The organism is Pseudactinotalea sp. Z1732, from assembly GCF_049724975.1.
Lineage (GTDB): Bacteria > Actinomycetota > Actinomycetes > Actinomycetales > Beutenbergiaceae > CALKWS01.
Window position 1 is genome coordinate 1 of the sequence record NZ_JBMPQC010000026.1, and the last position, 11,217, is coordinate 11,217.

Genomic DNA, 11,217 nt, shown 5'->3' on the forward strand with positions numbered 1-11,217 from the left:
CGCCACCGCTTCAGCCACGGCAGCGCGGCCAACCCCAGGTTCGCCGCCGCGGCGGTGCCGAGCACACCGGCCAGCAGGCCCCACCACTTACCGACCGGAGCACCGGAGGCGTTGCGGCTCAGGGCCTTGCGCAACGCGAACAGCGCACCGGCCAGTTGCACCAACCCGGCTACCGGGGTGGTCCAGGCCAGGGTGGGGTGCTCGTCGGGGTCGGCGATCCGGTAGGCGGCCTCGGAGGCCTCGGTGGCGTGGCGACGCATCTGCTCCACGTTCGCCCGGGCCTGTTCCCGGGCCTGCTCGCGGGCGTCGTCGGCCACCTCGCGCATGTGCTCCACGTGCGCCCTGGCCTCGTCCGCTGCCTCGTCCATGGCGCGGCGCACCGCATCTGCCACCGTCATCGGATCCAGTTCCACCGCGCCGGGCACCTCGGCCGCCGGGATCTGGTCGTGCAGGAACCGCGTCACCACCTCCGGCAGCCCCAGGCTGGGGACGATGCCCAGCAGGCCCCGCGCACCGTCGGCCACGAGCGCCTCGGTGAGCGCGTCGGTATCGGCCTCCGGCACGGCAGCGCGCAGGCTCCGCACCAGCGCATCGGGGCCGAGTTTGTCGCGCACGAACGGCTGCACCACCTCGGCGGCCTCGGTGGGCACCACCGTGACGGTGGCGTCCCAGGAGTGCAGGTGCGCTTCGCCGGGTTCGGACAGCACGCTGATCGAGGGGAACGAGGACCCCTTCTCCAGCACCACCACCGGCAGGTGCTCATCGCGCCACTGTAGCGAGGTCAGCGCCGGGCCGTCCGGAACGAAGACCACCTGGTACTCGCCCGACTCCAGCACCCACAGCACCGTGTTGGCCTTGGTGGCCAGATCGTGCAGGTCTCGCGTGGAGGCTCGGGTGACCACCACCGCACGTTCGGGCAGCCGGGTGGAGGCCAGGTCGATCTCGGAGCCGAACGGGTCGAAGTCCTCATCGTCCTCTGTCTTGGCGCCGACGCCCTCGACCACGATCTCCTCGAAGACCACCAGTGCCTGGCACTCGGTGGCCAGCGCCTCGGCCAGGTCCGACAGATGCGGTCCGGGCACGATCTCAGTACGGCCGGCCGAGAGCACCGCCACCCGGCGCTCCTCATCCACGGCCACCGCCACCGCGACCGAGAACGGGGCGTCCGGGTCGGACTCGATCAGCCCGATCACCTGGGCACCGTCCAGGAATCCCTCGGCCCGTGCGGCGTGCGGCGTCGCGGTGCTGACCAGCCCGGCGCACCGCCGCCACCCTGTTGAACTGCTCATGGCACGAGCCTACCTACCCGACCTGTACCGGTCCTGCGCTCAGGCGGGTGCGCCGTCGATCCGGGGCCCCGCCTGGGTCAGCCCTCGGCCCGCTGGCGGGCCACCTCGTACAGCGCGATACCGATCGCGGTGCCGGCGTTGAGGGATTCCATCGAGGCCGAGATCGGGATGGAGACCAGGGCGTCGCAGGTCTCCCGGACCAACCGGCCCAGGCCCTTGCCCTCCGAGCCCAGCACCAACACCAACGGCTGGTGCACCACCGGCAACTCGGCCACCGGCGTCTGCGCCTCACCATCCAGTCCCACCACGAAGCAGCCGGCCTTCTTGTACTCACCCAGGGCCCGGACCAGGTTGGTCGCCCGGGCCACCGGAACCCGGGCCGCGGCCCCGGCGGACACCTTCCACGCCGAGGCGGTCAGTCCGGCCGAGCGCCGTTGCGGGATGAGCACCCCGTGCGCACCGAAGGCGCCGGCGCTGCGCAGGGTGGCTCCGAGGTTGCGCGGGTCAGTGACCGAGTCCAGCGCGACGATCAACGGGGCGCCCGGGGCGTCGGTGCTGAGCAGGTCCGCCGGCTCGGCATAGGTGTAGGTGGGCACCTGCAGCCCGACCCCCTGGTGCACCCCGCCATCGGTGAGACGGTCGAGTTCGGTCCGGGTCACCTCCAGCAGCGGGATGCCCCGATCGGCGATGATCTGGCGGATCTCGGCGGTGCGCTCATCCCCACCGACGCCGGTGGCCACGTACACGGTGGAGGCCGGGATGTCCGCCCGCAGGGCTTCCAGCACCGAGTTGCGCCCCCCGATCACCTCATAGGGCCGGTCTCCCGCGGCTCGGGACCTGCGTGGCGCGGAGCGTTCGGCACTGGCCTTGCGCTTGGCTGCCGGGTGGTAGGGGCGGTCCTCGGCCTTGGGGGTGGGACCTTTGCCGCGCAGCGACTTGCGACCCTGCCCGCCGGATCCGACCTGGGCGCCCTTCTTGGTCCCGGTCTTGCGGACGGCGCCGCGGCGCTTGGAGTTACCGGCCATCAGTGATCCCCTCGCAGGCTCCAGCGGGCACCGCCGGAGGAGTCCTCCACCACCACACCGGCGGCTTGGAGCTGGTCGCGCAGTTCGTCGGCTCGCGCCCAGTCCTTGTCCGCGCGGGCCCGCGCGCGAGCGGTGAGCACCTGGGAGATGAGCGCGTCGAGCACCGCGGAAGTCCCGTCGTCACCGGTTTCGGCCGCCCCGCGCCAGGGCTCGGCATACGGGTCCAGACCGAGCACGGCGAGCATGGCGCGCACCTGCAGGGCGATCTCGCCGGCCTCCCGGCCCGCGGCGAGGGCGCTGTTGCCGTGGCGCACGTGCTCGTGCACCGCGGCCAGGGCCGCCGAGACGTTCAGATCCTCGTCCATCGCGGCGCTGAAGGCCCCGGGCAACTCCACCTGGTCCAGTTCCCGCGCGGTGGCGGTGGCGATCCGCCCGGCCGGATCGGTCCCAGCGGCACCGGCCCGGTCCAGCAGTCCGGTGATGCGCTGCCAGGCGGCGGCGGCATCGGAGAGGGTGGAGTCGGAGAATTCCAGTGCGGACCGGTAGTGCACCGCTCCGAGGGCGTAGCGCAGCACCATCGGGGAGGTGCGCTGGAGCACGACCTCGGTGAGCAGGGAGTTGCCCAGCGACTTGCTCATCTTCTCCCCGCCGGTGGTGACCCAGGCGTTGTGCATCCACAGCCTGGCGAAGCCCCAGCCGGCGGCCCAGGACTGGGCCTGCTCGTTCTCGTGGTGCGGAAAACGCAGGTCGATCCCGCCGCCGTGGATGTCGAAGGAGGTACCCAGGTACTTGCGCGCCATCGCCGAGCACTCCAGGTGCCACCCGGGCCGTCCGCGGCCGTGGGGCGTGGGCCAGGCCGCGGTAGCGGGCTCGCCCTCCTTGTGCGCCTTCCACAGCGCGAAGTCGTGCGGGTTGCGCTTGTCCGAGGCGGCCTCCTCCACGGTGGTCATGTTCTCCACCAGTTGGCGGGTCAACGCCCCGTAGCTGCCGAAACTGTGCACGTCGAAGTACACGTTCCCGGGATCCCCGGTGTAGGCATGGCCACGTTCGATGAGCAACTCGATGAGTTCGACCATCTCGGTGATGTGACCGGTGGCCCGGGGTTCATAGGTGGGCGCAGCGACCCCGAGCGCGTCGTAGGCGCGGGCGAACTCGCGCTCGTACCGGTAGGCCCAGGCCCACCAGGGCACACCGGCCTCGGCGGACTTGGACAGGATCTTGTCGTCGATGTCGGTGACGTTGCGCACCAGCGTCACCTGGTAGCCGCTGCGGCGCAACCAGCGGGTGAGGATGTCGAAGGCGACGGCGGAGCGCATGTGCCCGATGTGCGGGGAGCCCTGCACGGTGGCACCGCACAGGTAGATGCCCACCTTGCCCGGGACCTCGGGCTCGAAGCGGCGCACCTCGCGGGTGGCGGAGTCATACAGATGCAGCGACATTCAGTCGAGTTTATCGGTGCCGGCCGCCCCCGGGCGCCGCACCCTGCCAGGGGCGGCGGACTCCCGCCGACCGGTGCACCCTGACCGACCTGCCAGCTGCTGCTCGCCGCGTAACCAGGGACGCTCCCGGGCACCCTCAACCGGCGCCGGCCACCACCAGCGCGGTGGCGATCGCGGCCAGCCCTTCGCCGCGGCCGGTCAGGCCCAGCCCGTCGGTGGTGGTGGCGCTCAGGGTCACGGGTGCACCGGTGGCCGCGGACAGCAACTCCTGGGCACGGCCGCGGTGCGGGGCGAGCCTGGGCCGGTTCCCGATCACCTGCACGGCCACGTTCCCGACCACGAAGCCCGCGGCGCGGACCCGGCGCGCCGCCTCGCCCAGGATCGCGGTGCCGGCGGCCCCGGCCCAGCGTGGGTCGCTGGTGCCGAACACCGAACCCAGGTCCCCCACCCCGGCGGCCACCAGCAAGGCGTCGGCGGCGGCGTGGGCGGCTACATCGCCGTCGGAGTGCCCGGTCAGGGCGATCTCATCCGGGAAGTAGATGCCGGCCAGGTACAGCCCGGACGTGCCATCGGTGGCGAAGGCGTGCACGTCCACACCGATACCGGTGCGCGGCACGGGCACTCGCGGGCTGCTCACCGGCTCACCAGCCCTCGTTCAGGTACATCTGGGCCACGGCCAGATCGTGCGGGTCGGTGATCTTCATCGCCGCGCGCTCCCCGGCCACCACGTGCACCTCGAGCGCGAGCGCCTCAACCAGGGCGGCGTCATCGGTGGCTGCGCTGTACTCGTGACGCCCGCGTGCGGCCCCGGAAGCGTGCGCCCGCCGCAGCACCTCGGCTCGGAAGCCCTGCGGGGTCTGCATGGCCCGGAGCCGGCCCCGCTCCACCACACCGCGGGCGCGGGCGGTGTCCTGCTCATCGACCATCCTGATCGTGTCGGTCACCGCCAGTCCGGGCACCACCGCGTCATGGCCGCCCTGGACGGCCCGGATCACCCGGGTGATCATCGACGACGGCGCGAGCGGGCGGGCGGCGTCGTGCACCAGGATCACCTCGTGTCCGGCACCGAGGCGCTCCAGTCCCGCGGCGACCGAGGCCTGCCGAGAGGGGTAGGTGCCCTCCACCACGTCAACCTCGACCCGGTCGGCGCCCGCTTGGCCCTCCGGCGACGCCTCGTGATCGGCAAAGGCCGCCAACGCGGCCCGGCGGACCTGCTCCCCGTGGCCGCGGGGCGCGGTCACCACGATGGTGCGCACCAGGCCGGTCGCCCGCAGACGGCTGACCGCGTGGGTGACCAGGGACCGGCCGCCCAGCATCGCCAGGGCCTTGGGTTCCGGACCGCCGAGCCGGGTTCCGGCACCGGCCGCGACCAGTACCACCCCGGCGTTCGGTGCCAACGGCGGCTCCGGCGTCGGCCGCCGGTTCAGGAGGCCAGGACCTCGTCGAGCCGGGCCTCGGCCTGCTCTTCCTCGGTCTTCTCCGCAAGCGCGAGCTCGGAGACCAGGATCTGGCGGGCCCGGGCGAGCATCCGCTTCTCCCCGGCCGACAGTCCGCGGTCCGCGTCCCGTCGGGACAGGTCCCGGACCACCTCGGCCACCTTGATCACGTCTCCGGAGGCGATCTTCTCCACGTTCGCCTTGTACCGCCGCGACCAGTTGGTCGGCTCCTCGGTGTACGGGGCGCGCAGGACGTCGAACACCTCCTCCAAGCCTTCGGCGTCCACCACGTCGCGGACGCCGACCAGATCGACGTTGTCCGCCGGGACCTCGATCGTCAGATCACCCTGAGCGACCTTGAGCCGGAGATAGAGCTTCTCCTCACCGCGGATGATTCGTTTGGAGATTTCTTCGATCAGAGCCGCACCGTGGTGCGGGTAGACGACGGTTTCGCCGACTGTGAAGGACATGTGCAGGCACTCCCCTTTCGCGGAAGTCAAGTTTACCACGCCGTGACCTGGGCATTGGCCCCTGGTTCGGCTCCCCGAACCGGGCCGCGAACACTGCACAGGCACCGGTCCGTCCCCACCCGCCGTACCCGCCCGTACCGCCGCCTGAGCACCGGTGTCCCGCTCGGAGGGGCCGGTGACTGCCCCTGGGCCGCACACAGTAGGCTGGTACCCGCGGCACGACAGGGCCGCGACCGATCTGTTGCACACGTTCGATCCCACCACGCCGTCCCAGCCAGAAGGAGTGAGCCCGTGGCCCGCAGCGAGCACCACGCCCGCCTCCGCCGCCCTCTCATCGCCGTGGCCCTTGCGGTCATGCTCGTCCTCGGTGCGTGCACGCCACCGATGACCATGAACCAGTACGCCGCCGGCGATGGTGCCCGGGCCGACCTGGGCAGCCAGGTCAAGGTGGAGAACCTGCTGGTGATCACGGAAGCAGAGGGCTCAGCCGGCACCCTGGTGGGCGGAGTGGTGAACCTGTGGGACCAGGAGGCTGAGGTGAGCCTGTCCGTGCAGGACATGGGCGAAGCGGTCACGGTCACGGTGGACCCGGCGGCCACACTGCTGCTGCACCCCGAGCACGAGTCCGTGGTGCTGCCCTCGGTCCCGGTCGCGCCGGGGGCGACGCTGGAGATACAGATCTCCACGGACAATTCAGGCTCGATCACCGTCCCGGTGCCGGTGCTGGACGGGACGCTCGATCCCTACCAGGACTACCTACCCGAGGGGTAACGAGGGCGGGCCCTGAATTCCTGGGCTCGTCGACCGGGCCCCTGGTCTCGTCGGGGGCCTCAGGTCTCGTCGACGAGTTTGTACCCCAGGCCACGCACCGTCAGCAGCACGGTGGGGCGGACCGGATCGGGCTCGATCTTGGCCCGGATCCGCTTCACGTGCACATCCAGGGTCTTGGTGTCGCCGACGTAGTCCGCGCCCCAGACCCGGTCGATCAGCTGACCGCGGGTCAGCACCCGGTCGGGGTTGCGCAGGAACAGCTCCAGTAGCTCGAACTCCCGCAGCGGCATCGAGATCTCGGCGCCGTCCACGGTGACCACGTGCCGGTCGGTGTCCATCACCACCCGGCCCACGCTCAGGACGTCGGGGGCCTCGGCATCCTGGGCCTCCCCGCCCCGGCGCAGGACGGCGCGGATGCGGGCCAGCAGCTCCCGGAAGGAGTAGGGCTTGGTGACGTAGTCGTCCGCCCCCAGTTCCAGGCCCACGACCTTGTCGATCTCGGAGTCCTTGGCGGTGAGCATGATCACCGGCACGGTGCTGCGGGTGCGAAGTTCCCGGCACACCTCGGTGCCGGACAGGCCCGGCAGCATCAGGTCCAGCAGCACCAGGTCGGCTGCCTGCCGGTCGAAGGCGTTCAGCCCCTCATCGCCGGAGGCGACCGCCTCCACTGCGAACCCTTCCCGGGTGAGTTGGTAGACCAGCGAGTCACGGTACGACTCCTCGTCCTCCACAACCAGGATGCGCGTCACGATTCCTCTTCTCCTTCATCACCGGATCCGGCGACCGCCGGGTCCACCTCAGGGATGCGAAGCGTGAAGGTCGACCCGCGCCCCTTGGTGGACCACACGGTGACCTCGCCGCCGTGATTGGCCGCGACATGCTTCACGATACTCAGTCCCAGACCGGTGCCGCCGGTCTCGCGGGAGCGGGCCGGGTCGATCCGGTAGAACCGCTCGAAGACCCGCTGGGCGTCCTCGGACTTGATACCCGCGCCCTGGTCCACCACCGCGATCTCCACCACCCCGTCCACCGTGCGCACCCCCACGCGAACAGGTGAGCCGTACGGGGAGTACCGCACCGCGTTGTCCAGCAGATTGCGCACCGCGGTCACCAGCAGCCCGTGATCGCCAAGCACCTGGACACCGGCCTCACCGCCCACGGTCAGGCTCATCTCCCGGGCGTCGGCTTCCATCCGGGCCCGGTCGATCGCCTCCTCGATCACGTCGTCGATCGATACCGGGAGGAAGTCGACCACCTCCTCCGGTGCCTGCAGCCGGGAGAGTTCGATGATCTCCTGCACCAGCGCGGACAGCCGCACCGCTTCCCGCTGCATCCGGGACGCGAAGTGCCGCACCGCCTCGGGGTCGTCGGCGGCGTCGGCTGCGGTCTCGGCCAGCAGCGCGATCGCCCCGACCGGGGTCTTGAGTTCATGGGAGACGTTCGCCACGAAGTCGCGGCGGACCTCCTCCACCCGCCGCTCCGCGGTGCGATCGTCGGCGAGCAGGAGGACCCGGTCCCCGGGCAACGGGGCGACCCGCACGTCCACGGCCAGGGTGTCCGAGCCGGGCACCTTCGAACGGGGCAGCGTCAACTGGGCGTCGTGGACGTGCCCGTCCCGGCGCGCCCGGGCCACCAGATCGTCGAGGGAGGCCTGGGTCAGCGAGCCACCGCGCACCAGGCCCAGGGAGTAGGCCGGCGGGGTGGCGCGCAAGACCTCGTCGTCGGGCCCGAGCACCACCGAGACCGATCGCAGCACCGACAGGACGCTGGCGACGTCGTCGTCGACCTTACGCAGGGCGCCACCGGCGCCCTGCTCCTCGCCGGAGCTACTACGAGAGTTCCACAGTCCGAAGGCGCCAACGCCGAGGGCCACACCCACCAGGGCGGCCAGAAGGAGCCAGACACCGTCCACATCGGCCACCTTATGACCTGTGGGGCGCTCCGGGCGCATCCGGATGGCCCGCACGGTCAGGAGTTCATCACCCGCACACGTCGCGTTCACCTCCGGCGTGAGAGGGTAGTGAGGTGCAGTGGACACGAGCGGTGTTCACCCGTGAACCGAGGAGTTGTCCCCGTGCGTGCGATCTTCGATCAGGAACTGAGCCAGATCGGCGAGGATCTGCTCCACATGGCGACCCTCGTGGCCACGGCGATCCGGGATGCGAGCCGGGCGCTGGCCACCGCAGATCTTCAACTCGCCGAGCAGGTCATCGAGGCCGACCTCGCGCTGGATGAACTGGAGCGGGAACTGGACGAACGGTGCGTCATCCTGCTGGCCCGCCAGCAGCCGGTGGCCACCGACCTGCGCGTGGTGGTCTCCGGTCTCCGGATCAGTGCCTCGATCGAGCGCATGGGTGACCTGGCCCGGCACGTGGCCCAGGTGGCCCGGCTGCGTTACCCCGAGAAGGTGCTACCGGAGTCGATCCAGCCGTTGTTCGACGAGTTCGCCGTGGCCGCGGAGAAGGTGGCGGTGGACCTGGTCGAACTCCTGCAGAGCCACGATCTGGACAAGGCCGCCCAGGTGGAGAAGGACGACGACATCCTCGATGAGCTCCACCGGCAGTCGTTCACGTCCACGCTGGGGCCGGACTGGGACGGCAACGTCAGCCAGACCGTGGACGTGACGCTGCTGGGCCGCTTCTACGAGCGTTTCGGTGACCACGCGGTCTCGGTGGCGAGCCGGATCACCTACCTGGTGACCGGGGACCTGGGCGACGGCGAGCCGAACAACCTCTGAGGCGCCCGGCCATGAGGCCGCAGGTCCTCGCCCCGCCGGGCAGCGCGGAGTGGTTCAGCGCCCCTGGGCAGCGACCGCCGCGATGGCTTCCTTCGCCGCATCCGGGTCCAGGTAGGTGCCGCCGGCCTTGACCGGCGTGAGGGACTCGTCCAGTTCGTAGACCAGCGGGATTCCTGTGGGCACGTTCAGACCTGCGATGGTCTGGTCGTCCACCCCGTCCAGGTGCTTGATGATCGCCCGCAGGGAGTTGCCGTGCGCGGCCACCAGGACCACCTTGCCGGCCCTCAGGTCCGGCACCACGGCGTCGTTCCAGTACGGCAGCGCGCGCTCGAGGACGTCCTTGAGGCACTCCGTGGTCGGAATCGGCTCGCCGGCGTAGCGCGGGTCTCCGTCCTGGGAGTAGGTCGAGCCGAGTTCGATCTCCGGCGGCGGCACGTCGTAGGAACGGCGCCAGGTCATGAACTGGTCCTCGCCGAACTCCTCGCGGATCTGCTTCTTGTCCTTGCCCTGCAGCGCGCCGTAGTGACGCTCGTTCAGGCGCCAGTGGCGGTGCACCGGGATCCAGTGCCGGTCCGCAGCGTCCAGGGTCAGGTTCGCGGTGGTGATGGCCCGGCGCAGCAGCGAGGTGTGCAGCACCTCGGGCAGCACACCGGCCTCCACGAGCAGTTCCCCGCCCCGGACGGCTTCGGCCTCGCCCCGCTCCGACAGCGGCACGTCCACCCAACCGGTGAACAGGTTCTTCGCGTTCCACTCGCTCTCGCCGTGGCGGAGCAGCACCAGGGTGTAGGTCATGGCATCAGTCTGCCGCATGCGACCCGGACCGGTCACATCGGCGGCCTGGTGACAGCGGCCGACCGGCGTCACATGGGCAGGATGAACATCGGGCGCGGGATCTCGATCTCGTGCTGCACCGGCCCGACCGCACCCTGGTACCGGCCCTCGGGGTCGCCCCGAGGGGTGAACGGGTGGATCAGCACCCGATCCTCGCGTTCGCCGGCCACCAGCAGGTTCGGCCCGCTCAGCGCCATGTGCCGGGGCCACGCCCCGGTGTGCACTTCACCCGCGAGTTCCAGCCGGGCCCCGTCGTCATGCACGGTGAAGGTGGAGACCGAGTCGGAACCGCGCGAAGCCACCAGCACCACGCCGCTGGAGAACAGGATGTGGGAGAGATAATAGGCGTCCTCGGAGCGGCCCGGAAGCGTCGCGGCCCGGACTTGTTGGACAACCTCACCCCGGCCGGTGTTCTCGTCCCACTCCAGGACCAGGACCTCACCGGACAGTTCGCCGCTGATGTAGAGGTATCTCCCCGATCCGGCGACGTGTCGCGGTCCGCTGCCCGCCGGGAGCGAGGTGATCACCGGATCAGGATCGGGCCGACCGCTCTCGAGGGGGTAGGCGCGGACCTCATCGGTACCCAGGTCCGCTACCAGGAGGTAGCCCCCGCCCGGGGAGATCCGGGTCGAGTGCGCATGCGGGCCCTCCTGACGGTCCGGGTTCGGCCCGGTCCCGGCGTGGCCGAAGGTGAGCACGTGGTCGGAGACGTCTCCTGCCTCGGTCAACTCCACCGCGGAGAGCACCCCGTCACCGTAGTTGGCCACGTACAACCAGCGTCCTTGTGGATGGACGCGCAGGTGGCACGGGCCCGACCCACCGGTGGCCACCGACCGGACCTGGCCCAACGTGCAGTCCGCCCCGAACGCGTAGGAGATGACCCGGCCGCCGTCCTGCTCCGAGACGGCGTAGAGGCGGTCCGCGGACGGGTGCAGGGTGAGGTAGGTGGCACGGGACGCAGCGATCGTGCGCACCACATCGACGCCATCCCAATCCCCCGCCGGGCCGGGTCGCTGGATCCGCCAGATGCCCTCAGGGTCGGGACCCTCGTTGGCGTCCGTGCCTACCCAGATTTGCCGGTAAACAGTCATGGCACCCACGTTAACGTGAATGCCATGGCTGGTCCTGAGTTCGGTCATTCGTTTAGTGCCTGAGATTTCCTGGTCGTGAGGGCGTCGATGATCGCTCGTCGGTCGGGGTCGATCTGGGGCGGGATGGT

At 70.7% G+C, this 11,217-nt stretch carries 12 protein-coding genes; 2 read left to right on the forward strand and 10 right to left on the reverse strand.

What is annotated here, in order from left to right; all coding sequences use genetic code 11:
* The 6 genes from ACPL7H_RS18895 to ACPL7H_RS18920 form a co-directional block, all read right to left on the reverse strand.
* On the reverse strand, nucleotides 1-1,289 hold a 1,289-nt coding region (locus tag ACPL7H_RS18895), incomplete at its 3' end, for a hypothetical protein (protein ID WP_424798291.1).
* A 77-nt stretch (nucleotides 1,290-1,366) separates the two neighbouring features.
* Nucleotides 1,367-2,314, reverse strand: coding sequence for a 23S rRNA (guanosine(2251)-2'-O)-methyltransferase RlmB (gene rlmB / locus ACPL7H_RS18900; protein WP_424798292.1), 948 nt, complete (start codon nucleotides 2,312-2,314; stop codon nucleotides 1,367-1,369).
* Complete coding sequence (gene cysS / locus ACPL7H_RS18905; RefSeq protein WP_424798293.1) at nucleotides 2,314-3,753, reverse strand: cysteine--tRNA ligase; 1,440 nt, start codon at nucleotides 3,751-3,753, stop codon at nucleotides 2,314-2,316. The genes rlmB and cysS overlap by 1 nt, the downstream gene beginning before the upstream one ends.
* Before the next feature lie 136 nt (nucleotides 3,754-3,889).
* Complete coding sequence (gene ispF, locus ACPL7H_RS18910) at nucleotides 3,890-4,390, reverse strand: 2-C-methyl-D-erythritol 2,4-cyclodiphosphate synthase (protein WP_424798294.1); 501 nt, start codon at nucleotides 4,388-4,390, stop codon at nucleotides 3,890-3,892.
* A 4-nt stretch (nucleotides 4,391-4,394) separates the two neighbouring features.
* A complete protein-coding gene (locus ACPL7H_RS18915) occupies nucleotides 4,395-5,150 on the reverse strand; it encodes an IspD/TarI family cytidylyltransferase (RefSeq protein ID WP_424798295.1) in 756 nt (251 codons plus the stop codon).
* Nucleotides 5,151-5,176: 26 nt separating this feature from the next.
* A complete protein-coding gene (locus ACPL7H_RS18920) occupies nucleotides 5,177-5,659 on the reverse strand; it encodes a CarD family transcriptional regulator (RefSeq protein WP_424786692.1) in 483 nt (160 codons plus the stop codon).
* Between the two features lie 291 nt (nucleotides 5,660-5,950).
* Between ACPL7H_RS18920 and ACPL7H_RS18925 the strand changes: the two genes are divergently transcribed.
* On the forward strand, nucleotides 5,951-6,430 hold the full coding sequence (locus ACPL7H_RS18925) for a hypothetical protein (RefSeq protein ID WP_424798296.1): 480 nt from the start codon (nucleotides 5,951-5,953) through the stop codon (nucleotides 6,428-6,430).
* Between the two features lie 59 nt (nucleotides 6,431-6,489).
* Here the strand turns inward: ACPL7H_RS18925 and ACPL7H_RS18930 are convergent, their stop codons facing one another.
* Together ACPL7H_RS18930 and ACPL7H_RS18935 are read right to left on the reverse strand one after the other, a co-directional pair.
* The gene (locus tag ACPL7H_RS18930; protein ID WP_424786694.1) at nucleotides 6,490-7,179 is read right to left on the reverse strand and encodes a response regulator; all 690 of its coding nucleotides are present in this window, start codon (nucleotides 7,177-7,179) and stop codon (nucleotides 6,490-6,492) included.
* Entirely contained in the window at nucleotides 7,176-8,432 is a 1,257-nt protein-coding gene (locus ACPL7H_RS18935; RefSeq protein WP_424786695.1) for a sensor histidine kinase, read from the reverse strand. The genes ACPL7H_RS18930 and ACPL7H_RS18935 overlap by 4 nt, the downstream gene beginning before the upstream one ends.
* 72 nt (nucleotides 8,433-8,504) lie before the next feature.
* On the opposite strand from ACPL7H_RS18935, the gene phoU reads away from it, so the two are divergent.
* Complete coding sequence (gene phoU / locus ACPL7H_RS18940; RefSeq protein ID WP_424786696.1) at nucleotides 8,505-9,167, forward strand: phosphate signaling complex protein PhoU; 663 nt, start codon at nucleotides 8,505-8,507, stop codon at nucleotides 9,165-9,167.
* Nucleotides 9,168-9,221: 54 nt separating this feature from the next.
* Here the strand turns inward: phoU and ACPL7H_RS18945 are convergent, their stop codons facing one another.
* Nucleotides 9,222-9,959: a phosphoglyceromutase gene (locus ACPL7H_RS18945; protein WP_424786697.1), complete on the reverse strand. Its 738-nt coding sequence runs from the start codon at nucleotides 9,957-9,959 to the stop codon at nucleotides 9,222-9,224.
* A gap of 68 nt (nucleotides 9,960-10,027) precedes the next feature.
* Nucleotides 10,028-11,089 (reverse strand): lactonase family protein, encoded by a 1,062-nt coding sequence (locus ACPL7H_RS18950; protein WP_424798297.1) that lies wholly within the window; start codon nucleotides 11,087-11,089, stop codon nucleotides 10,028-10,030.
* Nucleotides 11,090-11,217 lie beyond the last annotated feature (128 nt).